Genomic DNA, 24720 nt, shown 5'->3' on the forward strand with positions numbered 1-24720 from the left:
CCTGCGCTGCTTTTATCTTTTGCAGACGGAACCGATCTCGCGCGTGATGCCTTTTCTTCGCCACATCATCGCGTATCGCGATCAGCGCCGCGGACGGTACAGGCGGCGCCATTGCGGCAGCCGCTCGGCATAGGCCTGCGCAAGCGCGCCGTCGGGCTCGAACGTCTCGACGCGCCGTGGCGCGGTGCAGACGGCGTCGATCGCCTCACCGGTGACGGCGAGGCGGCCGAGCCGCGCCGCACCAAACGCCGCGCCGGTCTCGCCGTCGGCAAAGCGATGCACCGGCATGTTCAGGACATTGGCCAGCACTGCAAGCCAGAACCGCGACCGCGAACCGCCGCCGATGACATCGGCCTCCGCGATCGCCAGTCCGGTCTCGGCAAGCACGTCCCGGCAGTCCGCAAGCGCGAAGGCGACGCCTTCGAGCACGGCTTGCACGACCGCGTCACGATCGGTGGCGTGACTGAGGCCATCGAGCATGCCGCGCACGTCGGGGTCATCGTGCGGGGTGCGTTCGCCGGAGAGGTACGGCAGGAAGCTGACCGGCGACGGCGCGCTCGGGCGCAACCCGAGCGGCGCCAACAGGTCGGCCTCGGGGGTCCCGAACAGCCGCGCGATCCACGCCAGGCACGATGCCGCCGAGAGGATCGCGCCGGCTTGAATCCACCTGCCGGGGACGGCGTGACAGAAGGTGTGCACGACCCGCTCCGGGTTGGCCGCGATCGTCTTGGTCGGCACCAGCAATGCGCCGGAGGTTCCGAGCGAAATGAAGGCTGCGCCGGGATTGACGGCGCCAATGCCGACGGCTCCCGCCGGATTGTCGCCGGCCCCGCCGGCGAGCATCGGTTGCCCGGTCATGCCCCAGCGCTGCGCCAACTCGCTCCGCAGCCGTGCCGCCGGCGCGCAGCCTTCGACCAGGCGCGGCATCTGCCGGCGCGACAGCGTGGTCGCGGCGAGCCCCTCATCCGACCAATCGCGACTGACAACATCGAGCCACAGCGAACCCGAGGCGTCCGAAACATCCTCGATCGCCTCGCCCGTCAGCACCAGGCGCAGATAGGCCTTGGGTTGCAGCACGAGTTTTGTCGCCGCGAAGATCTCCGGTTCGTGCCTGGCGACCCACAGAAGTTTGGGCGCGGTGAATCCCGGCATCGCCTTGTTGCCTGTCGTCGTCCGCAAGGCGGGCCAGCGCCGCTCCAGCTCGGCGCATTCCGCAAAGGACCGTCCGTCATTCCAGAGAATGCAGGGCCGCAACGGCGTGTGGTTGCCGTCGAGCAACGTCGCGCCGTGCATCTGGCCGGACAGGCCGATGCCCTCGACCTCGGCCAGCTCGCGCGCGTGATCCGCCTTCAGCGCGTCCAGCGTCGCGAAAGTCGCCTCGATCCACTGTGCCGGCTCCTGCTCGCAATGGCCGGGACGCGGCGAGGAGACCGTCAGCGACCGGCTGCGGCTCGCCACCACGCGCTGCGCGTCGTCGACCAGAACGATTTTGACGGCGGAGGTGCCGAGATCGATGCCGAGATACATGATGCTACTTGCCTTGCGCGTCCAGTCCGCTGCGCGTCCATTCCCTTGTGCGTCCATGACATCGCGGCCATGGCGGTCCCGATGTTGGCATGCACCCGCCAATCATGTAACCCACCCGAAACCTTCTCGGGACGCAACGCCCATGACCACCGCCGCCACCCACGACGCGGGAGCCACCCGCGCGCTGATCTTTGCGCTGCTTGCGCTGGCCTGCGGGCACATGCTCTCGACCTTGCTGCGTACCATTCCCGCCGTCAGCCTCGACCTGATGGCGGCGGATTTCGGCATCGAACCCCAGGCGCTGGCGAGCCTCACCTCGGTCTACCCGTTCGCGTTTGCGGCTGCGCAGATCCCGGTCGGTGCGGCGATGGACCGCTTTGGCGTGCGGCCGGTGTCGCTGAGCCTGCTCGCGGGAACCGTGATCGGCGCCATCGCGTCGGGCTTTGCGACGGGACCCGAAAGCTTCGCCGTCGGTCAGGTGCTGCTGGGCGTCGCCACCTCCGGCATGCTGATGTGCCCGATGACGTTGGCGGCCAAGCAATTGTCGGCCGCGCGCTTCGGGCTGTGGTCGGGCGCGATCCTCTCGATCGGCAATATCGGCATGCTGTTGTCGTCGAGCCCGCTCGCCTTCATGGTCGACACTTACGGCTGGCGCGCCGGGTTCTGGATCTCGGCGCTCGGCGGCGTCGCCGTGGCGCTCGCGGTGTTCCTGCTGGTGCCGAGCCAGCCGGCCGAGCACAAGGACGAATCCTCGCCGCTGTCGCAGATGATCGAGGTGCTCAGGCTGGGACTGTCGCGGCCCTTGCGCGGCCTGATCGCGCTGGCGCTGGTGTCGCTTGCGACATCGCTGGTGCTGCGCGGCCTGTGGGGCGGGCCGTGGCTGATGCAGGTCAAGGGATTGTCGCGGGTCGATGCCGGCAACCAGCTCGGCGCGTTCACGCTGGCGATGATCGCAGGCCCGCTTCTCGTCGGCATGATCGACCGCAGAATCGGCCGCCGCCGCGCGCTGGTGGCGGGAACGCACCTGGTCGGCGCAATGCTGCTGGCGCTGATGGCGTTAGGGGCGCCGCACTACGCGGTCTCCGTGTTGTTCGGCGTGCCCGTGATGCCACCGCAATACGACCTGGTGCTGTTCGTGCTCATCGGCTTGGCGACCTCGGCGCAGCCGCTGCTGTTCGGCATGTCGCGGCAGCTGGTCGACGCGCAAGTTGCAGGCAAGGCGCTCGCGGCGATCAACCTCGCCTTCTTCCTCGGCGCGGCGCTGATGCAGTCGATCACCGGTGCGGTGGCGGCGTTCGCGGGGCTGCCGGCGGTGCTGCTTTTCATGGCTGCCATGCTTGGCATCGGCGCGCTGATCTTTTTGGTCTACACCTCGCCAAGACCGGCGATAGAGTAGAGTCCTGCATCAAGGGGATATCTCATGCCTGTCGACACCAAAGCCGCGACCGACCGCCTCATGCGCTTTCTCGCCGTCGAGGGCGTCACCGGACAGGAGGCCGCGATCGGGCGTGAGCTCACGGCCGCGCTGAAGGAGAGCGGCGTGCCGGCGAAGGCGATCCGGCTCGACGACGCCAATACCCGCATTCCGGTGCCGACCGAGACCGGCAACCTCATCGTCGACCTGCCCGGCCGCGGCGCGCTGCACAACCAGCCGCGCATCATGTTCATGACCCACATGGATACCGTGCCGCTATGCGCCGGCGCCAAGCCGAAGAAGTCGGGTCGCAAGATCGTCAATGACGCCAAGACCGCGCTCGGCGGCGACAACCGGTGCGGCTGCGGCGTGCTGGTGACGCTGGCCGCCGAGCTCGAAAAGCAGCAGCTCGATCATCCGCCGATCACGCTTTTGTTCTGCGTGCGCGAGGAGAGCGGGCTCTACGGCGCGCGCCACGTCAAGCTCGACGAACTCGGCTCGCCGGTGATGGCCTTCAACTATGACGGCGGCTCGGCCTCCAACGTCGTCATCGGCGCCGTAGGTGCCGACCGCTGGACCGTGGAAATCTTCGGCCGCGCCTCGCATGCCGGCGTCGCGCCGGAGCGCGGCATCTCCTCGACCATGATCATGGCCCTCGCGCTCGCCGATGTGAAGGCCGGCGGCTGGTTCGGCAAGGTGGTCAAGCGCAAGCAGCAAGGCACCAGCAATGTCGGCCCCGTCACCGGCGGCGAAGGGCGGCCTGCGGGCGATGCCACCAATGTCGTCACCGACTACGTGCATGTGCGCGGGGAAAGCCGCAGCCATGACGGAAAATTCTTCAAGGAGATCACGAAAGCCTACAAGGCCGCGTTCGAGAAGGCGGCCAAGAAGGTCACCAACGCGCAAGGCAAGTTCGGCAAGGTCAAGTTCAAGGCCGAGACCGATTATTTCCCGTTCCGCATGAAGGACAACCTTCCCGTCGTCAAACGCGCAGTGGACGCCGTGTCCGCCGTCGGCGGCACGCCGAACGTTCGCACCGCCAATGGCGGCCTCGATGCCAACTGGATGGTCCGCCACGGTGTTCCGACCGTGACCTTCGGCGCCGGCCAGAATGAGGTGCACACGGTCGACGAGTGGATCAATCTGGACGAATACGATCGCGCCTGCGCGCTGGCCGTGCAGCTCGCAACGATGCGGTGAGCTGCCTTGCACGGCGCGCGCTTGCCGGACGGTGCGCGCCGGCCTAGCCTGCAAAGAAAACGCAGGGAGGCCGCATGGCACGCATTTCAAACATCGAGACCGGATTCTACCGGATCCCCCTCCCCGTCATGCTCTCCGACTCCACCCATGGCGACATCGCGGCGTTCGAGCTGATCACCTGCCGCATCCACGATGCCGATGGCGCCGAAGGCGTCGGCTACACCTACACAGTCGGGCGCAATGGCGGCGCCGTCGCCGACATCCTCAAGCGCGAAATCCCGCCGCTGGTCGAGGGCCGCGAGGCCGATGACACCGAGGCGATCTGGCATCAGGTCTGGTGGGCGCTGCATTACGGCGGCCGCGGCGGGCCGGCGGTGCTGGCGCTTTCGGCACTCGACATCGCGCTGTGGGATTTGAAGGCGCGGCGCGCGAAATTGCCGCTGTATCGATTGCTCGGCGGGTTCGATGCGCGCGTGCCCTGCTATGCCGGCGGCATCGACCTCGATCTCTCGGTCGAGGCGCTGCTGGAGCAGACCGACGGCAATCTCGCCAAAGGCTTTCGCGCCATCAAGATGAAGGTCGGCCGGCCCGATCTCAAAACCGACATAGCGAAGGTCTCCGCGATGCGACAGCATCTCGGCGACGGCTTTCCGCTGATGGTGGATGCCAACATGAAATGGACGGTCGAGGAAGCGATCCGCGCCGCCCGCGCGTTCCAACCCTACGACCTCACTTGGCTCGAGGAGCCGATCATTCCCGACGACGTCGCGGGCCATGTCCGCATCATGCAGGCCGGTGGCGTGCCGATCGCGGCGGGCGAGAATTTGCGTTCGCTATGGGAGTTCAAGAACTACATCGTCGCGGGCGCGGTGTCCTATCCCGAGCCTGACGTCACCAATTGCGGCGGCGTCTCCGCCTTCATGAAGATCGCGCGGCTTGCGGAGGCGTTCAACCTGCCCGTCACCAGCCATGGCGCGCACGACATCACCGTGCACCTGCTCGCGGCCTGCCCGAACCGTTCGTATCTGGAGGCGCACGGTTTTGGGCTCGACAAATATATCGAGCATCCGCTGGTGCTGGAGGACGGGCTTGCGCTCGCGCCGGACCGTCTCGGCCACGGCATCAGCTTCGACTGGGACGGGCTGGCGAAGCTGTCGGCGTAGGCGGGACGCGTTGCTGCACGCGAGGCATTCGCTGACGCCTGATGCAAGCTGCAGTTATTCGGCTATGGTGTTGAGGCCGACACACAAGCTGTGAGATTCCCGCCTTGACACCCAAGCTGCACCAGAAACTGACCGCGTGGCGCCGGCATTTGCATGCGCATCCCGAACTGTCCCTCCAGGAGAAAGCTACCGCCGCCTTCGTGCAGGACAAGCTCACCGAGCTCGGCATTTCCTTCGAGGCCGGGGTTGGCGGCCACGGCATCGTCGCGACCCTGACGCGCGGGCACGCCCAGGGCCGCGTCGGCCTGCGCGCCGACATGGATGCGCTGCCGATCACCGAAGATACGGGGCTAGCTTACGCTTCGCAAAATCCCGGTGTGATGCATGCCTGCGGCCATGACGGGCATACCGCTTCGCTGCTCGGCGCCGCCGCGCTGCTCGCCGCCGACACCAGCTGGAGCGGGACGGTCGATTTCATCTTCCAGCCGGCCGAGGAAGGTTATGGCGGCTCGCGCGCGATGGTCGCGGCCGGGCTGTTCGAGCGCTTTCCGATGCAGCGGGTGTTCGGATTTCACAACTGGCCGGGCCTTGCTGCCGGCACCATCGCGGTCCATGACGGCGTCGTCATGGCCTCCGGCGGGCGTGTCACCATCACCATCGACGGCCATGCCGGACACGCCGGCATGCCGCATCTGACCCGCGATCCCGTGATGGCGGCCGGCCATTTGATCGTGGCGTTGCAATCGATCGTGTCGCGTAGCGTCGATCCGCTCGACACCGCCGTGCTCTCGCTCTGCACGCTCGAAGGCGGCACGGCACGCAACCAGATCGCCGGACGCGTCTCGATCGGCGGCACGCTGCGTTACCATCGCGATGCGGTGAAGGACACCGTCGTGGCGCGGATCGAACAGATCTGCGCCGGGATCGCCACGAGCTTCGGCGTCAAGGTGACCCCCGAGATCGTCATTGGCGTCGGCGTCGTGATCAACACGCCGGCCGAGGCGGATCTCGCGCGCCTCGCCGCGGACAAGGTACAGGCCGAGCTGCGGCGCGACCTCGCGCCCAGCATGGCCGGTGAGGATTTCGCCCACTTTCTCTCGCGGCGCCCCGGCGCCTTCGTATGGATCGGTAATGGCGAATTGCGTGATGGCGCCGAGCTGCACGGCCCGCGCTATGATTTCAATGACGCGATCCTGCCGGTGGCATCAGGCTGGATGGCAGAAGTCGCCAAGGCGGCGCTGGCCTCGAACTAGGCCCGCTCAGGAGATCTCGCGCGGCAGCTTCCAGGCCGGCTTCGGCTCGAACGTCTCCTCGACCTGCGCGACGTGATAGCCGGCAGGCAGAAGCCTGCCGCCCTCCTCGTCCGCGACCGGCACGTCGGTCACCAGCCCCTCGATCAATGCGGCTTCCCACACCTCCTTCTCGGAGGGAAAGGGGTCGCCGATCTGCTTGTTGCCTTCGAACAGCGCGTACATCGGTTCCGGTCCTGCGTTGATCAAGCTCACGAGCAACGTATCGGCCGCACGGACGTTCCCATCCGGCAAATGCAACGGATGGACACTGCAAACATGGCGCGCGTTCTGATCGGAACTTCCGGCTGGCATTACGCCTCCTGGCGAGGCCCGTTCTTTCCCGAGGGCGTGACGCTGAAGCAGCAGCTGAGCTATTACGCCGGGCAGTTCGACACCACCGAGCTGAACGGAGTGTTCTACCGCACCCCGACGCCCGAGGCCGTCAAGGGATGGCGAGACCAGACCGACCGCGATTTCGTCTTCGCCTGGAAGGCCTCGAAATTCATCACGCATTGGAAGCGCCTGTCGGATCGCTCGGTGAACAGCCTCGAGCTGCTCGAGGATCGCATCTCACGGCTCGGCGGCAAGGCCGGCCCGATCCTGTTCCAGCTGCCGCCGCAATTCGAAGCCGACGCGGACCGCCTCGCCGGCTTCTTCAAGCTGTTGTCGCGGAAGCGGCGTTACAGTTTCGAATTCCGTCATCCCAGCTGGTATCAGCCGCGCATCTTGCGGATGCTGGCCGACGAGAACATCTCGCTGTGCCTGTCCGACCATCACGACGCACCCGCGCCGTGGAAGCGCACGGCGGATTTCGTCTATGTGCGCGGACACGGACCAAGCGGGCGCTATCACGGGCACTATACGAAACCCACGCTCGCGCAATGGGCGCGGCGCATCAAGTCCTGGAAGCGACAGGGTTGCGACGTCTACGTCTATTTCGACAACGACCAGAAGAGCGCGGCGCCCGCCGATGCCCGGGCGTTGAAGCAATTGCTGTAGCGCCAACAAGCGCGGAACATTGCCTATGGCCTGGACGATGCGGCAATCTCGTCTGCGGCCATCCTTCGAGACGCCCGCCTGCGGCGGGCCCTCAGGATGAGGCCGTGTTTCGCCGCAAAGATACCGTGCCCTTGCTAGACGATGCCGGCTTGCCGGAGCGCCGCGATCGCAACCTTGTCGTAGCCGAGCTCGCTCAGGATAAGATCGGTATGCTCGCCGAGCGTGGGCGGGCGCGTCGCGATTTCGCCGGGCGTTTCCGACAGGCGGACGGCGGCGCGCGCCACCGGGGCGGGCTTCGGCAGACCTGGATAGTCGACGTCCTGCATGAATCCGGCGGCGCGGACGTGCGGATGATCCAGCGCTTGTTGCGGGCTCAGCACGGGGCCGGTCGGAATCATGGCCTTGCCCAGGGTGTCGACGGCTTCCTGCGTGGTGCGCTCGGCGCACCAGCGCGCCATCCGCTCGCTGATGACAGGGCCGTTGTTGCCGCGGCTGATGTCGTCGGCAAAGCGCGGATCGTTCAGCCAGACCTCCTCCTCGCCCATCAGTTTCGCCCAGCGCTTGAACAGCGGATGCCCCGTGACCTGGCACAGCACCCAGCCGTCCCTGGTGCGGTAGATGTCGGCGGGCGCCGCGGTCTGGCCGAGATTGCCTGTCGGGACCCGATTGACGTTGATGACGGCCTGCTCGATCAGCGTCGCGTTGGTGAAGGACAAGGCGGTTGCGAGCAATGCGCCCTCGACGATCTGCCCGCGCCCGGATTTGCCGCGCTCGATCAGCGCGGCGAGCGTGCCGAACGCGCAATGCAGCGCGGTCCCGAAATCGACCCAGTTGACCGCGGCCCGGTAGGGCGGATCCCCGGCGCCCGTCATGTACACCGAGCCCGACATGACCTGGCCGACGCCGTCGAAGCCGACGCGGTCGGACCATGGCCCCGGCCCGCCGAACGCGGTGGCCGTCGTCAGGATGATGTCGGGCTTGATCGCTTTGAGCGAGTCGTAGTCGAGCTTCATCGCGCGCAAGGTCTGCGGCGGCAGATTGGCGACGACCACGTCCGCGGTCGCAATCAGGCGGCGCATCACCTCCTGCCCTTCCGGCTTCATCGGATCGAGCGTGAGGCACTTCTTGTTGCGGTTGACCTGAAGGAACAGCGCGCCTTCGCCGTTTTCGCCGACCGGCGCCACGAAGCGATCCTCGCTGCCGTCGCGCTTCTCCACGCGAATGACCTCGGCACCGAATTCGGCCAGCAAGGTCGCGCAATAGGGCCCCGCGATATAGCGCCCGAAATCGAGAACCCGGACGCCGTCCAGAACCCCTCCCATCGATCTCTTTCCTTTATGCTTTTCGTCAGCTTACAGGGATTGGCATTTGCGGCAAGGTGGCAACGGAGACCATGTCCACCCTCGAGAGTGATCGGGCGAATCATTTCGACTGGCGGAAATTGTGCTCTAGTATGGACCTGTCCCTCCCCGATCAGAGCCTTGTCCATGCCGCAACAATTCGATCGATCCAAAGAAGATCTCGGCAACGCGATCCATTTCGAGCACGTCAACATCCAGGTCCCGGACCAGCGGCTTGCCACGCTGTTCTATGTCGCAGGCCTTGGGCTCACCCGCGATCCCTATCTGATGGTGTCCGACACCAATATGTGGATCAACGCCGGACGAAGTCAGTTTCATTTGCCGAGCGGCCGGCCGCAGGTGCTGCGCGGTCATGTCGGGCTGGTCATCGCGGGCCGCGAGGCGCTGCTGGCGCGATTGGCGTCGGTCGCGAAGAAGCTCGAGGGCACCGCGTTCGCCTTCACCGAGCACAACGACCATGTCGAGGCGATTTGTCCGTGGGGCAACCGCTTGCGCTGCTACGAGCCCGACGCCGCGCGCTTCGGCCGCGTCGCGCTCGGCATTCCCTATGTCGAGTTCGACGTGCCGGTGGGATCCGCCCCGCGCATCTGTGCCTTCTACCCCGAGATCATGGGCATGCCATCCGAGTTGCGGAACGGCGACGGCACGGTTGCCGCCGTGAAGACCGGCCGCGACCAGCATTTGTTGTTTCGCGAGACCGATCGACCGCAAGGCGACTATGACGGCCACCATGTGCAGATGTACATCACCGATTTCTCCGGCCCTTATCGCAAGCTGCTGGCGCGCGATCTGATCTCGCGCGAGGACAATCAGTACCAGTACCGCTTCTGCGACATCGTCGATCTCGACAGTGGCGAGCCGCTGTTCACGGTCGAGCACGAGGTGCGCAGCGCCACCCATCCGATGTTCATGCGGCCGATGGTCAATCGCAATCCGGCGCTGAACAATCGCAACTACGCATCCGGCCACGATCAATCGCTTTGGGCGATGGGACCGGACCAGTACGAGGGATAGGTGATCACCAAGTCCCGCGCCTGGCCGCAGCAACGTCGTAATGACCCAAGTCGCGGCCGGGCGGCTCCGCTGAGTGGAGCCGCCACATGTTGCGTGCGCTCCGGTGGGACGGGCATGCCCACCTTTAGCATCAGACGGGTGAGCGTCCCGTCAGAAGTGGACCTCGGTGCGCATGCCAAGAACCACGGCGTTATCGGTCTTCACGCCCACCGCGTTATAGCCGCGCCCACCGGGATTGATGACATACTGGGCGTCGAACTTGAGGTTCAGCCAGCCGGTTGCCTGCCATCCGTACCAGACTTCGAGCGGCACTTCGTTGCCGCCGGCGTTGGGACTGAGGGCAGCCGTGTTCACGTGGGTCGTTCCCACCGCGAAGCCGACTTCGTCCTGGGGACGCCACGAGAACGTTCCGGTATGCCTGAAGCCCAGGGCGATCTGGTAATCCTGGTACGACGTCCGATGATCGGCGACGGTGGTATTGAGGAAGGTATACCAACCCTGCGCGCCCGGACCCTCGACGGTCAACCGCTGCAGGATCGACTCGTAAACGCCGAAGCGGCCGCGTTGATCACTGATATTTTGATCCGGGACGCCACCGACGCCCGGGATGGTGCTGATAACACCCGGAAGACCGCCATCAATGGAGGAGGCGCTGTCGTACCAGCCGCCAAGTCTCCAGGTCCCGGTCAAGGGGCCCTTCGGCGCCCAGACCAACTCCACCGGCACCATCACGCCACTGGCGCGATTCGAGGCGGGAATGCCGGGCAGGAAGTAGACGCCCGGGTCTGACGTCGTCAGGTAACCCGGATTGGCATCGTAGACACCGACCGACACCGTGAATTCCGGCGCGATCTTGTAATGCACGACACCGGCCCACTGGCTCACCGGCCAATTGTAGATGTAGCCGCCCTGGATGTTGCCGGGCTGGCCGCCGCAGAAGGTCAGGTTGATGAACTCGCAGAGACCGAAGAAGAAGTCGGAGCCGACCGGAAGACGGCCGCCCTTGAGTTCAAGGCGGTCATCGAAAAGCTTCTGCGAATAATAGAGCTGCGTCAGGCGCAGAATATTGCCGCGGCCGAACACTTCGTTGGTCAGCTGCAAGGCGGGAATGTCCGCTTCGGTATTCAGGTTCTTGCCGAAGCGGTCGACCAGCGTGAGACCGACGGTGCCGCCGGGGATGCCGGCGAGTTTTCCCATATCCAGCTTCGCGCCGAACCACAACTGACCGGCGTTGGCTGCGGTGTTCCTGCTTCCACCCGAGACGTTGCCGACGGATTCGTTGCCGAGCGTCAGGCCCAGCTCGATGCCCTGTTCCTTCAGCTTGGTCCTGCCGAGATCGCCGAACAGATACGGCCGCGTCCAGAAATCGTCAGCCGTACCATACGGAACAGGTGCAGCTTTCGTCGAAAAATCGGCCGCATATACTCCACCGCAAAACAGCGATGAGAAAGCAATCCCCACACCGCACACCCCTGCGGTGTTTATAAACCTGCGCAACATTTTACTCGTCCTCCCGCCGTCTCAGGCTTTGCTTGTTTCGCCTCACGTCCCTGCCCAAAGCCCTCGAGCCTGGAACGCACTCCCTCCCCAGCGGCCGCCGACCAGGCAGCCTTGTATCAACTGGAGCCTGGATCCGTCATGCCCGATCACCCGTTCTCGCCGGCAACGCATCCGCGGCGCGCGGTGACGCGCCCTGGACTTGATCGGCCAATGTCGATTTCGGCGCGGCGCGGGCGACGCCGGCCAGTGCCTGCTTGCGCCGCCGTCGTACCTGCAATTGCTGATCCGCCAATACGCCGATCAGAATCACCGTGCCCATCACCGCGAAGTTCAGCGAATTGGGAATGCCCAGGATGTTCACCAGGTTCTGCAACACCTGCAGCAGCGCCGTGCCCAGCACGATGCCGAGAATAGACCCCTCGCCGCCGCGCAAGCTGCACCCGCCCAGGACGGCGGCGGCGATCGCGTAGAGCTCGTAGAAATTGCCGAAGGAGCTCGGCGAGACCGAGTTCGTGTAGAACACGAACAAGACCGTCGAAACTCCGGCGAGCCCGCCGCTGATGATATAGGCGGTTGCGATCACGAAGTTCGTGTTGATGCCCGAGAAGCGCGCGGCTTCCTCGTTCTTGCCGACGGCATAAAGCCAGCGCCCGTAGACCGAGCGGTGCAGCAGCACGCCGAGGATCAGCGCAAGGATGATCAGGAGGATGAAGGTGTTCGGGATTCCCGCCACATTGCCCGAAGCGATGTTGCTCAGTGTCGCGGCCTCGTCGCCGTAACCGAAGCCGCGGGTCGAATCGCTCGTGTAGTAGCGGGCGGCGCCGCGATAGATCAGCAAGCCACACAGCGTCACGATGAAGGGCTGCATCTTCAGCCGGGTGATCAGGAACCCCTGGATGCCGCCAAGCACCAGCCCGCCCAGCAGCACGGCCACGAGCGCCAGGGGCCACGGCACCTCGTAGGTCGTCAGAAGGTCGACGAACACGACGCCGAGCAGCGCAAACATCGAGCCGAGCGACAGGTCGATGCCGCCGGTGATGATTACGAGCCCCTCGCCGAGCGCGAACACACCGAACAGGCCGATCAGATTGGCCATGTTCAAGAGGTTCACCAGCGACAGGAAGGCGGGATTGATCGCGCCCGTGATGGCGGCGATCACCACCAGCAGCAATCCCAGACCGAGCTCTTTCCTGATCATGGCGCGGCCGCTTCCGCGGTTTCGAGCGCCTGACCCATGGCCAGTCGCAATACGTTGTATTCGCTGAACTGCTCCCGCTCGAGCACGCCGCTGACGCTGCCTTCATGCATGACCGCTACGCGGTCGGAGACGCCGATGACTTCCTCCATGTCCGAGGAGATCATCACGATCGCGACGCCCTGGTCGGCAAGCTCGCGCATCAACGCGTAGATCTCGCCCTTGGCGCCGACGTCGATGCCGCGGGTCGGCTCGTCGAAGAACATCACGCGCGGCTGCATGGACAGCCATTTGCCGAGCACGACCTTCTGCTGGTTGCCGCCGGAGAGCGTCACTACCTCCATGTCGATGCTCGGCGCCTTGATGGAGAGGCGCCTGACCTGCTCTTTCGCGACCTTGCGCTCGGCTGCGCCGCTGACCAGCCACATCCGCGCATGATCCAACAGGCTCGCCAGCGTCATGTTCTCGCGGATCGGCAATTCCAGCACGAGCCCGGATTTCTTGCGGTCCTCCGGCACCAGATAGATGCCTTGGCTGATCGCGTCGCGCGGCGATGCGACAGCGACCGGCGCGTTGTCGATCCTGATCTCGCCTCCCAGCAGCGGGTCAATGCCAAACGCTGCGCGGGCAAGAGAGGTGCGGCCGGCGCCCACGAGCCCCGCCAGGCCCAGGATCTCGCCATGCCGCACGGAAAGATCAACCTGCCGGTCGGGGAAGGCTGATGTCACGACGCCGACGATATCGCAGCCGCCCGGTTGCGGTGCCTGTTTCGGCGGGGTATGCAGCGCTTTCAGGTCGCGGCCGATCATCAGCCGGATCATTGCGGCGTGGCTCAGCTGGTCCCGCGCCAACTCGCCAACAGTGCGCCCGTCGCGCAGCACCACGACGCGGTCAGCGCAGGTCATGATCTCGCCGAGCCGGTGAGAGATATAGATCACCGAAATGCCGTGCGCCTTCAGATCGGCAATCACTTCCAGCAGCCGTTCCGTCTCCGAAATCGTCAGGCTGGAGGTCGGCTCGTCCATGATGATCACGCGGGCGTCGATCGAGAGCGCCTTGGCGATCTCCACCATTTGACGCTCGGCGATGGAGAGGTCTTCGACCAGCGTATCCGGCGCGAAATCGGCACCCAGCCGCTCCAGCAGCGGCGTCACGCGATCACGCATCTCGGCATTGTCCACCAGCTTTAGCGGCCCGCCCATCAGCTTCTCGCGCCCGATAAACACGTTGGCTGCGACGTCGAGATTTTCGAACAGGTTCAGTTCCTGGTGCACGAAGGCGATGCCGGCCTGCGTCGCCTCGGTCACCGTCACACGTGCATGGTCGGTGCCGCCGATGCGGATCACGCCCTCGCTCGGCGCGATCACGCCGCCCAGCACGCGCATCAGCGTCGACTTGCCGGCGCCGTTCTCGCCGATCAGGCCCACGACCTCACCGCGATTCACGTGCAAACTGACGTCATCGAGCGCCATGACCCCGGGATAGGATTTGCTGATCCCGGCGAGTTCGAACAGGATTTCCGCCATTCATTTCCTCCCGCGCGACGCCCGGCGGCCGTGCCGCCGGGCGCCTGATACTCACTTCTTGAGGAGGTTCTTCATGTCTGCGGTGAACGCCGCGACGTTGGCCTTGCTGATCACCTTGGTCGGCACGATCAGCTTGCCGCCCGCCGGGATCCAGGACTTGTCGCCGTTCAGCGTCTTGATGATGTTGGTGGCGGAGAGATAGCCGAACTCGTAGGGCTGCTGCACCACCGTCGACTCGATCGTGCCGTCGGAAACACCCCGCAACGTGCGCTGGTCCTCGTCGAAACCGACGATCTTCACCTTGCCGGCCTTGCCCGCCGCCTTGACCGCGTCATAGATCAGCGGTGTCTCGTAGCTCCAAAGCCCGGACAACAGCGCGATGTCGGGATATTTGACCAGCACGTTCTCCATGTTCGCCTTGGCCTTGGCGAAGTCCACCTGGTCGGTGAACACGTCGACCAGCTCGACCTTGGTGCCGGCGATGGCGTCCTTGATGCCCTGCACCCGCTCGCGGGCATTGTCCGCGTCCATCGTGCCGACGAACAGCGCGATCTTTCCGCCGTTCGGCAGCGCCTTCTTGATTTCTTCGCCAGCTTGGCGTCCGGCCGCGACGTTGTCGGTGCCGATATAGGCAAGCCGATTGCTCTGCGGCGCGTCGCTGTCCGTCGTGATCAGCACGGTCTTGGCCGCAACCTTGTTGAGCTCTTCGGTCGCGTGCGGCGCATCGTCGACCGAGATCGAGATACCGGCGACGCCGCGCACCAGCAGGTCGTCCAGCTCGCGCCGCTGGCCTGCCGCGGTCGCCTCGTTGGTAACGATCAACTGGATGTCGTATTCCGGGTGCTCCTTCTGAGCCTTTTCGAGCCCGCGGCCGGCGATGGTCCAGAAATCGGCCGCAGCATTGGTCACCAGCGCGATGGTCTTTTTCTGCTGGGCCTGCGCCGCCCCCGTGGCAAGCGCCAGCGCAGCTGCGGTCGCAAACAGCGACACCATGAGTTTCTTGATCGATCCGTTCATGTACACCTCCCTTGGTCACCCCGGTTCAGGGGTTTCACAGCGCTTATGCGCCATCTTTTATTTACATCGCGAACAAATGCCGCAGGGCAAACCAGCCGGATCAGGATGTACTTGCCCCTTCTTCAAGTCTAAATAGTACAGATGGTACGATAATAGTAAATATGGCTGCTGAAAACCGAATCCGATTGTGCTTTTTCGGTCACACGGGCATCTCATCCTCTCCATTAAATTTACGTGATGAATTAAAGAGGCAGCATGGTTGACCAAATTGAGCCGTCCAGACGCGTGTCGAACACGGCCCGCGAATCCAACCGCGGCCGGCTCGTCGACGTCTTGCGACGCCAGGGGCCGCTGCCACGCGTGGCGCTCGCCCGGAGTACAGGCCTGAGCTTCCCGGCTGTTTCCGGCCTGACGTCGCGGCTGATCGCGGAAGAGCTGCTGTGCGAGACGGAGACGGCGGCAACGCCGTGGTCCGAGGACGGCGAGGAAGAGGATGCGGACGGGCCGAATGGCCGTCGCCGCGGCCGGCCGGCCGTGCTGCTGACCCTGAACCCGGAGTTCGGGCGCATCGTGTCGATCTCGGTCCGCATGAACCTGATCGAGACGCTGATCGCGGATTTCCGGGGCTCCGGCGTGGCGCAGTCGCGACTTGCACTGTCGACGCGCGCGCTCGATGCAGCCGCGCTGCGCGATCTCGTGATCGCGCAGATCAATGCGTTGCTCGATGCGACGGCGACGCCGCGCCATCGGCTGTTGGGAATCGGGATCGCGCTGCAAGGCATCGTGAACGTCGACACCGGCACGACGCTGTGGAGTCCCGCGCTGTCGATCACCGAAGTCGATCTGGCGACGCCGATACGTCAGGCGTTCGGGGTCGAGGTCGTGATGGCGAACGACGCTGTCGCGGTCGCGCTCGCCCTCACGGCCGCCGAACCGGCATTGGCGGAAGGCCTCTCGGCCACGATCATGGTCGGTCACGGCATCGGGATGGGCGTCGTTGCCGATGGTGAAGCACGCTGGGGCGCCGGCAGCGAGATCGGCCATGTCAAGCTGGCGCCGGACGGCCCGCAATGCCGTTGCGGCCAGCGCGGCTGTATCGAGGCTTATCTTGCTGATTATGCGCTCTACCGCGACGCCCGCACCTTTCTCGATCTGCCGCCGGCGGACTCGCAGCAGCCGTCCGAGGGACAGATGGCCCTGCTACGCGAGCGCGCACTGGGCGGAGATCCACGTCTCGAGCACCTATTCCTGCAGGCGGGTCGCGCGCTCGCCGAGGCCGTCGCTGCAACGATATCGGTGCTGCGACCGCACCACGTCATCCTGGCGGGTCCAGGCTTGATGGCCTTCGACATGATGCGCCACGCCTATGAGGAGCGGCTCGAGCAGGCGGTGTTGCCATGGCTGCTCAGGTCCACGGCGATCCATCTGCGTCCAAGCGAGTCGGCGGTCATTGTCGAGGGCATGGTGCGACGGACGCTGCGGGTCGTGGACCAAAACCACATGGAAGCGACCGAGTAAGCGCCGCGAGCTAAGCGCTGGCTGGGGCGGGAGGGATCGAACCTCCGAATGGCGGAATCAAAATCCGCTGCCTTACCACTTGGCTACGCCCCATCAGGCCTTCGGGAACGGCGACGACACGAGCGTCCGCGGATTCCCTCGAGTGGTGCCGGTCTATAGGGAGAGGCGCGGCATTTCAACCGCCCGGAGGGGCAAAATACCACAGGCGCCGGTGGCGCCGCGCCATGCCTTATATGGGCGCTACGCCCCCCGCTCCCGACAGGCGTTCCGCCACCCCCTCCCGACAGTTGAGACCTCCGCCGTTTCATGGGAATACGACGCCAAGACCTGTCTCTCCGGGAGTGAGCCATGACCTACCGCGCGCCGATCTCTGACATGCTGCTGTCGCTCAACCACGGCGCCGGCCTGAAGGCTGCCATGGAGGCCGGCCATTACGGCGATTTCGACGGCGATATCGTGAGCGCCGTGCTGGAGGAAGCCGGCAAGTTCGCAACCGACGTGCTGGCGCCGCTGAACAAGGTCGGCGACGAGCACGGCATCAAGCTCAGCGACGGCAAGGTCACGACCGCGCCGGGCTGGCCGGATGCCTACAAGCGCTGGACCGAGGGCGGCTGGAACGCGGTCTCCGGCCCCGAGGATTTCGGCGGCCAGGGCCTGCCGCTCGCCATCAACGCCGCCTGCACCGAGATCTGGAGTGCCGCCAACGTCGCCTTCGGCCTCTGCCCGCTGCTGACGGCGTCGGCGATGGAGGCGCTGGACGCGCATGGCAGCGACGAGCTGAAGAACATCTATCTCGAGAAGCTCGTCTCCGGCGAATGGACCGGCACGATGCAGCTGACCGAGCCGCAGGCCGGCTCCGATGTCGGCGCGCTGCGCACCCGCGCCGAGAAGCAGGCCGACGGCACCTATCGCATCAAGGGGACGAAGATCTTCATCACCTATGGCGAGCACGACATGACCGACAACATCGTGCATTTCGTGCTGGCGCGCCTGCCGGACGCGCCCGCCGGCACCAAGGGGATATCGCTGTTCCTCGTTCCCAAATTCATGGTGAACGAAAACGGCTCGCTCGGTGCGCGCAACGACATTTTTGCCTCTGGCGTCGAGCACAAGCTCGGCATGCATGCCTCCCCCACCTGCACCATGACCATGGGCGACCATGGCGGCGCCATCGGCTTCCTGGTCGGCGAAGAGAACCAGGGCATGCGCTGCATGTTCACGATGATGAACCAGGCCCGCCTCGGCGTCGGCCTCGAAGGCGTCGGTGTCGCCGACCGCGCCTATCAGCAGGCATTGTCGTACGCACAAGAGCGCAAGCAGGGCCGCGCCCTCGGCAACAAGGGTGACGGCTCCGATCCGATCTTCGTGCATCCCGACGTCAAGCGCATGCTGATGCGGATGCGGGCGCAGACCGCGGCGGCGCGCACCATCTGCTATGCGACCGCCGTCGCGATCGACGTCTCGACCCGCGCCAGCGATCCGAAGGTCCGCGCGGACGCTGCCGCGCGCGCGGCACTGCTGACGCCGATGGCCAAGGGCTATTCCACCGATATCGGCAACGAGGTCGCCTATCTCGGCGTGCAGGTGCATGGCGGCATGGGCTTCATCGAGGAGACCGGCGCGGCGCAGCACTATCGCGATGCCCGCATCACCGCGATCTACGAGGGCACCAACGGCATCCAGGCCATCGACCTCGTCACGCGAAAGCTCGCAGCCAACGGCGGCGCATCGGTGTGGGCGCTGCTCGACGAGCTCTCGGCCATCGTGAAGCAGGTCGAAGCCTCCAACGATCCCGCCTTCGGCACCACGGGCGTGAAATTGCGCGAGGCACTGGAGGCGCTGACGCGCACCAGCAAATGGCTGCTGGAGCGGCTTCCTTCCGCGCCGAACGAGGCGCTGGCCGGCGCGACGCCGTATCTGCAGCAGTTCGGCGCCACGCTCGGCGGCTGCATGCTGGCATCCGAAGCGCTCGCCGCGAAATCCGATGGCGTCACGGACGCCGTGCGCTACGTCTCGCTGGCGCGCTTCTTCGCCGAGAACATCGCCGTACAGGCTGGCGCGCTCGAGCGCACCGTGACGGAGAGCGCGGAGTCGGTCGCGGCGGCGGATGCGGTGCTGCTGGGATAGCTGCGATGCGTAGCCTGGATTGAGCGCAGCGCAATCCAGGATTCGTGCCACGAGCGATGACGGCCCCGGATTGCGCTGCGCTCCATCCGGGCTACGAAGCCGCGAGCTTCGTGCGTCTCCCCGGCCGCCACAGCACAACGGCCGTCGCCACCAGATCTAGCACCACGCACATCGCAAACGCGCTCGTGTAATCGCCGGTTACGCTGCGCACAAGACCGACGATGCCGGGGCCGAAGGCACTGACGATGCCGCTGATCGAGGTGCCCAGTCCCATCGCGGCGGCGAAGGCGCTGGCGCCGATCTCGCGCTGGATGATCAAAGGCGGGAACGTGATCATGTTGCCGATCGAGAAACCGTAGACGGCGCAGCACGCGAGCAGCACGGTCGGGTTCGTGGTTTGCAGAAGCACGAACAGAGCCGCCGCCTGGCTCGTCATCGATGCCGCGCAGGCGAGCCGCGGATCGAGCCGGTCCACGAACAGGCCGAGCGACAGGCGCCCGACCACCGCCATCGCCGCCATGATGGTGACGGCAAGGCCCGCACTGGCGCGGCCGATCAGCGGTTCGAGGAACGTCACCTGGTGGATGATGAATCCCATCTGCGCCAGCAGCGCGATCGCGATCGGCAGCACCATGGTCCAGAACGCCGCGTTGGCGAGCAGCGTCTTGCGCGAGTGAACCGCAGGCACGGCGGTGCCGCCATCGAATGAATCCCCGCCCGGCGTCGGCGGCATTTCCGTCGGCCAGCCTGTGAAGATGACCACCACCGGCAGCACCAGCACCACCATCGCCAGCGTGGCTGCCAGCATCGCGGAACGGAAGCCGATGCTGCCGCTCAGCGTCAGCAGCAGCGGCACGAGCACGATGCCGCCGCAGGTCGCGCCGTTGTAGGCGAGGCTGAGCGCGAGCCCGCGGCGCCGTTCGAACCAGGAGTTCAGCACGGTCGCGATCACCACCGTGCCCATGCCGGTCCAGCCGACCGACATCAGCGCATAGGCGAGGTAGAGCTGCCAGGGCGTCTGCAGCAGCGCCAGCAGCACCGTCGAAGCGCCGAGCGCCGACAGGCCGCACAGTATCAGCGACCGCAGCCCGATGCGGGCGAGCAGATCGTCGGTGAAGATGACGAGCACGGCAGTCAGGAGAAAGGAAAAGGTGCTGGCTGCGGAGACCAGCGTGCCCGGCCAGCCATGGGCGCGCTGCAGCTCGGCGAGATAGACGCCCTGGCCGTACAGACCGAAGCCGAACATGAAGAAAGCCATCAGGAAGCAGGCCAGCACGACGCGCCAGCCGCGATAGTGCAGCGAGGATTCGTCAACACGCGTAGCGGCAATCATCAATCGGGCAATCGGCCAAATGGAACGGCGCGAGGCGATCGTGCACCACAACCAGGGGTTTTTCAAATGAAAAAGGTAGCCGATTGTTGCAACGCGCAGCACGGAGGGGAGCGTGATGCGGCCGTCTCACGCGAATTCAGTCTCCAAAAGGTCGAGCCAACGCATTGGCACGCCTGCAAGATGATGTAGGCTGACGTTTCGCGAGTCTAGCCAATGTCAGTGTCGCGGCGACCGCAGGGGCCCCCTTCATGCCGAATGGCAACATCATCGTCACCGAAGAGCGCGGAACGCGCGTGATCACCCTGCGTCGCCCGAGCAAGAAGAACGCGATCACGCAGGACATGTATCGGGAGATGAGCCGCGCGATCGACACCGCGCAGAACAATCCCGACATCCGCTGCATGATCATCACCGGCGGCTCCGGCGTGTTCACCGCCGGCGACGACATCGACGATTTCATGCACGCCGATACGTCCCGCCCCGAGACGCTGTCCGACGGCGCCAAGTTTCTCTATTCGCTCGCACTCAACGCCAAGCCAGTGATCGCGGCCGTGGACGGCGCGTCGATCGGCATGGGCACCGTGATGCTGTTCCATTGCGACTATGTGCTGGCCTCGAACGCGGCGACCTTCTCCGCGCCCTACATCCATCTCGGGCTGGTGCCGGTCGGCGCGTCCAGCCTTTTGATGCCGAACACGATGGGCTACCAGCGCGCCTTCGCCATGCTGGTGATGGGACGGACTTTTACGGCCGCGGAAGCGCATGCCGCCGGCTTCGTCAACACCGTGGTCTCGCCGGGGCATACCGAGGTCGAGGCGCGCAAGGTGGCGCGCGATATCTGCAGGCTCCCCGCCGAAGCGGTCGCGACCTCGCGCAAACTGCTGCGCGTCGCATCCGAGGAGCTCACCCGCCGCATCGACCAGGAGGCCCATTTGTTCGGCGAGCGGTTGAAGTCGGAAGAAGCCACCGCCGCATTCAACGCTTTTGCGAACAGGAAGAAGAAAAAATAGGCTGCCGTCCGGCGCATCGCCGCGGAATGACGGCGAGAACTTTCGTGAAATCTTCGTGCGGAACGACTAGTCTGGTTCCATGCGACATGTTCTCCGCCTGACCGTCTTCTCGCTCGCGCTCGCCGCCCTGCCCGCGTCCGCCCAAACCGCCGCACCCGTCGAGCTGCGCATCCTCGCGATCAACGATTTCCACGGCAATCTGCGCCCGCCGCCGGGCGGCATCCGGATCAGCGATCCCGAGGACAAGTCCAGGAAGGTGATGGTGGCCGCCGGCGGTGCCGAATACATGGCGACGCTGGTGAAGCAGCTGCGCGAGGGCCACAAGAACACGATCTTCGTCGCCGCCGGCGACCTGATCGGCGCGAGCCCGTTCCTGTCGGCAATGTTCCACGACGAGCCTTCGATCGAGTCGCTCTCGATGATGGGGCTCGCGATCAGTTCGGTCGGCAATCACGAATTCGACGAGGGCAAGACCGAGCTGTTGCGGATGCAGAACGGGGGTTGTCATCCCGTCGACGGCTGTCAGGGGCCGCATCCCTTTACGGGCGCCAAATTCCACTATCTCGCGGCGTCCACCATCGAGACCACGACCGGCAGGAGCGTGCTGCCGCCTTACGAGATCAGGGAGTTCGAGGGCATCCCCATCGCCTTCATCGGGCTCACCTTGAAGGAGACCGCGGGCATCGTCTCGCCATCGGGCGTCACGGGCCTCGAATTCCGCGACGAAGCCGAGACGGTGAACGCGCTGGTGCCGCAGCTGAAGGCGCGCGGGGTCGAGGCGATCGTGGTGCTGATCCACCAGGGCGGCGAGCCGGCCGGTGACTACAATGAATGCCCTGCCATCACCGGGCCGATCGTCGACATCGTGAAGAAATTCGATCGCGCCGTCGACGTCGTGGTCAGTGGCCACACCCATCGTGCTTATGTCTGCGATATTGACGGGCGGCTCGTCACCAGCGGCGACAAATACGGTACGCTGGTCACCGCGATCGATCTCAAGCTCGATCCTGTAACCCGCGACGTCGTCAGCGCCAAGGCCGAGAACGTCCTCGTCGCCAATGCCTCGCTGCCTAGGGATCCCGAGCAGACCGCACTGATCGATGCCTACGACAGACTTTCGGCGCCGATCGCCAATCGCCCGGCTGGATCGGTGACGCAGACGCTGTCACGCGTGCCGAACGAGGCCGGCGAAAGCGCGCTCGGCGACGTCATTGCGGACGCGCAGCTCGCCGCGACCCGGGACTCCAGGGACGGCGGTGCCGTCATCGCACTCACCAATCCCGGCGGCATCCGCACCGACATCGTTCCAAAGGAGAACGGCGCGATCACCTTCGGCGACGTTTTCGCCAGCCAGCCGTTCCGCAACCGGCTCGTCACCATGACGCTCACGGGCAGCCAGCTCAAGGACATGCTGGAGCAGCAATGGCTCGATCCGAAGCGGCCGCGGATTCTCCAGGTCTCGAACGGGTTCAGTTACGCCTGGGATGCGGCGAAGCCGTACGGCGAGCGCGTGATCAACGAGAAGATGACACTCAACGGCAGACCGATCGAAGCCGGAAGCGGCTACCGCGTCACCCTCAACGATTACCTCGCAGTCGGTGGCGACGGCTTCACTGTCGTCAAACAGGGCACGGGGCCGCAATATGGCGGCTACGACGCCGACGCGCTGTTCGCGTTCTTCAGGGCGCACGGACCGATCGGGCCGCTGCCGCTGAGCCGCATCCTGCGCGTGAATTGATCCGGATCAAACGGACCGGTCCGGGACCACCCTTTGCCATTCCCGGGGGAACGCATAGATTGGGTTTTGCATTTGCGTTTTGGCGCCGGATGCGCCAAGCGACGTCGAGAGCCCGCATCCCATGAGGCCGACTGATGAGTACGCTTCTCCTCTCCCACAAGGCCTGCCTCGACCACGTCACGCCGCCGGGACACCCTGAAAGGCCGGACCGCCTGCGTGCGGTGGAGGAGGCGCTGTCGCATGAGCGCTTCCAGTTCCTGGTGCGCGACCAGGCACCGGAGGGCGATCTCGACCTCGTCACGCTCTGCCACAACGAGCACTACGTCACGGAGCTGCGCCACATCGCGCCGACCAGCGGACAGGTCTATATCGATGGCGACACCTCGATGTCGCCGGGCACGTGGGAAGCGGTGATGCGCGGCGTCGGCGGCGCGGTCGCGGCGACCGAAGCGGTGATGGCCGGCGAGCATCGCAATGCCTTCGTCGCGGTGCGCCCGCCCGGCCACCACGCCGAGATCGGCAAGCCGATGGGCTTCTGCTTCTTCGACAACGTCGCCATCGCCGCGCGCCACGCGCAGCGCAAATACGGCATCAAGCGCGCGGCCATCGTTGATTTCGACGTGCATCACGGCAACGGCACACAGGACATCTTCTGGTCGGACCCGACCGTGATGTACTGCTCGACGCACCAGATGCCGCTGTTTCCGGGCACCGGTGCCAAGAGCGAGCGCGGCGACCACGACACCATCGTCAACGCGCCGCTCGCCTCCGAGGACGGCGGGCCGGAATTCCGCATCGCGTTCGAGAATTTGATCCTGCCGCAGCTCGAAAAATTCAGCCCGGAGCTGCTCGTCATCTCTGCCGGTTTCGACGCGCATTATCGCGATCCGCTGGCGTCGCTGAATTTGCGCGCGGAGGATTATGCCTGGGTGACGCGCAAGCTGATGGACCTCGCCGACAAGACCGCCGGGGGGCGCGTTGTTTCTGTGCTCGAAGGCGGCTACGACCTGCAAGGACTGAAAGAATCTGTTACGGCGCATGTCGGCGCCCTGATGGGCGCCTGACGCACCCGCCACATTGCGCCCGCAAAACTTTGCTTTCTCCGACGTGAAGCGAATCGGGCAATCGGAAACTTATATGGCCGAAAATACCCAAATCGACGTCTCCAGGCTGACCTTCGAACGCGCCATCGAGGAGCTCGAAACGATCGTGAAGCGGCTCGAGGACGGCAAGGTGCCCCTCGAGGAATCCGTGACGATCTACGAGCGCGGCGAGGCCCTGAAGCGCCGCTGCGAGGAGTTGCTGCGCCAGGCTGAGGCGCGCGTCGACAAGATCACCACCGATGCCAGCGGCCAGGCCACCGGCACCGCGCCGCTCGACGTCCAGTAAGGGCCGCCTTCAAAACCGCCCATCCCACGCATCGGCCACCCGCAATTTTTCATGATCGCACGCCCGCGTCGGGCCGCTGCTGCTGCTTTGATCCAGGGAACCGGGCCCGGGGAGATCATGGAACTCCCTCACGCGGGCCCATCGTCTCCGAAAATCCCGTCTAAAGCAGCTTCTCACACCCCAAAAACCTGCCGAGGAACCGAGCAAGCTTGGAACTCTTGAGCTGGCGCCGGGATTAACCACTCTGGCCCGGGGGTTGCAGGTGCATGCCCGTAATCGGCCCAGCGGGTTGGCTTTGGCCCAAGCTTTGGTGTAAAGCTGCGCGGAGTGTGGCTTTTTGTAAGCCTTGCGTAGGCACTGATTGCCGACGACAAGCGCTTCAAACTGCTGATGAATT

At 65.2% G+C, this 24720-nt stretch carries 20 protein-coding genes and 1 tRNA gene; 12 read left to right on the top strand and 9 right to left on the bottom strand.

All coding sequences use genetic code 11. The features are described from left to right. Positions 1-81 precede the first annotated feature (81 nt). Complete coding sequence (gene xylB / locus IVB40_RS26615) at positions 82-1527, bottom strand: xylulokinase (protein ID WP_247816786.1); 1446 nt, start codon at positions 1525-1527, stop codon at positions 82-84. A 142-nt stretch (positions 1528-1669) separates the two neighbouring features. Here xylB and IVB40_RS26620 point away from each other — a divergent pair, with 142 nt between their 5' ends. The 4 genes from IVB40_RS26620 (at position 1670) to IVB40_RS26635 (ending at position 6557) form a co-directional block, all read left to right on the top strand. After that, the gene (locus IVB40_RS26620) at positions 1670-2923 is read left to right on the top strand and encodes an MFS transporter (protein ID WP_247816787.1); all 1254 of its coding nucleotides are present in this window, start codon (positions 1670-1672) and stop codon (positions 2921-2923) included. A gap of 24 nt (positions 2924-2947) precedes the next feature. Next, entirely contained in the window at positions 2948-4141 is a 1194-nt protein-coding gene (locus tag IVB40_RS26625; protein ID WP_247816788.1) for a M20/M25/M40 family metallo-hydrolase, read from the top strand. Between the two features lie 74 nt (positions 4142-4215). Then, a complete protein-coding gene (locus IVB40_RS26630) occupies positions 4216-5304 on the top strand; it encodes a mandelate racemase/muconate lactonizing enzyme family protein (RefSeq protein WP_027568739.1) in 1089 nt (362 codons plus the stop codon). A 104-nt stretch (positions 5305-5408) separates the two neighbouring features. Then, positions 5409-6557 (top strand): amidohydrolase, encoded by a 1149-nt coding sequence (locus IVB40_RS26635; protein ID WP_247816789.1) that lies wholly within the window; start codon positions 5409-5411, stop codon positions 6555-6557. A gap of 6 nt (positions 6558-6563) precedes the next feature. Here the strand turns inward: IVB40_RS26635 and IVB40_RS26640 are convergent, their stop codons facing one another. Next, complete coding sequence (locus tag IVB40_RS26640; RefSeq protein ID WP_346283302.1) at positions 6564-6779, bottom strand: hypothetical protein; 216 nt, start codon at positions 6777-6779, stop codon at positions 6564-6566. A gap of 93 nt (positions 6780-6872) precedes the next feature. On the opposite strand from IVB40_RS26640, the gene IVB40_RS26645 reads away from it, so the two are divergent. Next, positions 6873-7595 carry a DUF72 domain-containing protein gene (locus IVB40_RS26645; protein ID WP_247816791.1) on the top strand — a complete coding sequence of 241 codons (723 nt, stop codon included), beginning with the start codon at positions 6873-6875 and terminating at the stop codon, positions 7593-7595. Between the two features lie 134 nt (positions 7596-7729). Here the strand turns inward: IVB40_RS26645 and IVB40_RS26650 are convergent, their stop codons facing one another. After that, the gene (locus tag IVB40_RS26650) at positions 7730-8917 is read right to left on the bottom strand and encodes a CoA transferase (protein WP_247816792.1); all 1188 of its coding nucleotides are present in this window, start codon (positions 8915-8917) and stop codon (positions 7730-7732) included. Between the two features lie 165 nt (positions 8918-9082). Between IVB40_RS26650 and IVB40_RS26655 the strand changes: the two genes are divergently transcribed. Next, a complete protein-coding gene (locus tag IVB40_RS26655; protein WP_247399727.1) occupies positions 9083-9970 on the top strand; it encodes a hypothetical protein in 888 nt (295 codons plus the stop codon). A 150-nt stretch (positions 9971-10120) separates the two neighbouring features. On the opposite strand, the gene IVB40_RS26660 is transcribed toward IVB40_RS26655, so the two are convergent. The 4 genes from IVB40_RS26660 to IVB40_RS26675 all read right to left on the bottom strand — a co-directional run bounded on the left by IVB40_RS26660 (position 10121) and on the right by IVB40_RS26675 (position 15208). Beyond that, entirely contained in the window at positions 10121-11470 is a 1350-nt protein-coding gene (locus IVB40_RS26660) for a carbohydrate porin (protein ID WP_247288392.1), read from the bottom strand. Between the two features lie 136 nt (positions 11471-11606). Continuing rightward, complete coding sequence (locus IVB40_RS26665) at positions 11607-12668, bottom strand: ABC transporter permease (RefSeq protein WP_247816793.1); 1062 nt, start codon at positions 12666-12668, stop codon at positions 11607-11609. After that, positions 12665-14191, bottom strand: coding sequence for a sugar ABC transporter ATP-binding protein (locus IVB40_RS26670; protein ID WP_247360126.1), 1527 nt, complete (start codon positions 14189-14191; stop codon positions 12665-12667). Before IVB40_RS26670 ends, IVB40_RS26665 begins: the two co-directional genes overlap by 4 nt. Positions 14192-14242: 51 nt before the next feature. Then, a complete protein-coding gene (locus IVB40_RS26675; RefSeq protein ID WP_247360128.1) occupies positions 14243-15208 on the bottom strand; it encodes a sugar-binding protein in 966 nt (321 codons plus the stop codon). A 255-nt stretch (positions 15209-15463) separates the two neighbouring features. On the opposite strand from IVB40_RS26675, the gene IVB40_RS26680 reads away from it, so the two are divergent. Further along, entirely contained in the window at positions 15464-16726 is a 1263-nt protein-coding gene (locus IVB40_RS26680; RefSeq protein ID WP_247816794.1) for an ROK family protein, read from the top strand. 18 nt (positions 16727-16744) lie between these two features. On the opposite strand, the gene IVB40_RS26685 is transcribed toward IVB40_RS26680, so the two are convergent. Next, positions 16745-16819 (bottom strand) — tRNA-Gln (locus tag IVB40_RS26685). A gap of 255 nt (positions 16820-17074) precedes the next feature. Between IVB40_RS26685 and IVB40_RS26690 the strand changes: the two genes are divergently transcribed. Beyond that, positions 17075-18853, top strand: a complete 1779-nt coding sequence (locus IVB40_RS26690) for an acyl-CoA dehydrogenase (RefSeq protein WP_247816795.1) — start codon at positions 17075-17077, stop codon at positions 18851-18853. Positions 18854-18944: 91 nt separating this feature from the next. On the opposite strand, the gene IVB40_RS26695 is transcribed toward IVB40_RS26690, so the two are convergent. After that, the gene (locus IVB40_RS26695; RefSeq protein ID WP_247356872.1) at positions 18945-20186 is read right to left on the bottom strand and encodes an MFS transporter; all 1242 of its coding nucleotides are present in this window, start codon (positions 20184-20186) and stop codon (positions 18945-18947) included. 248 nt (positions 20187-20434) lie between these two features. On the opposite strand from IVB40_RS26695, the gene IVB40_RS26700 reads away from it, so the two are divergent. The 4 genes from IVB40_RS26700 to IVB40_RS26715 all read left to right on the top strand — a co-directional run bounded on the left by IVB40_RS26700 (position 20435) and on the right by IVB40_RS26715 (position 24323). Then, on the top strand, positions 20435-21196 hold the full coding sequence (locus IVB40_RS26700) for an enoyl-CoA hydratase-related protein (RefSeq protein WP_027516571.1): 762 nt from the start codon (positions 20435-20437) through the stop codon (positions 21194-21196). 79 nt (positions 21197-21275) lie between these two features. Then, on the top strand, positions 21276-22934 hold the full coding sequence (locus tag IVB40_RS26705; protein ID WP_247816796.1) for a bifunctional metallophosphatase/5'-nucleotidase: 1659 nt from the start codon (positions 21276-21278) through the stop codon (positions 22932-22934). 134 nt (positions 22935-23068) lie between these two features. Beyond that, positions 23069-23998, top strand: a complete 930-nt coding sequence (locus IVB40_RS26710) for a histone deacetylase family protein (RefSeq protein WP_018456262.1) — start codon at positions 23069-23071, stop codon at positions 23996-23998. 73 nt (positions 23999-24071) lie between these two features. After that, positions 24072-24323, top strand: a complete 252-nt coding sequence (locus IVB40_RS26715; RefSeq protein WP_027516568.1) for an exodeoxyribonuclease VII small subunit — start codon at positions 24072-24074, stop codon at positions 24321-24323. The last annotated feature ends 397 nt before the right edge of the window (positions 24324-24720 follow it).

This window comes from Bradyrhizobium sp. 40, assembly GCF_023100925.1.
In the GTDB taxonomy this organism is placed as follows: domain Bacteria; phylum Pseudomonadota; class Alphaproteobacteria; order Rhizobiales; family Xanthobacteraceae; genus Bradyrhizobium.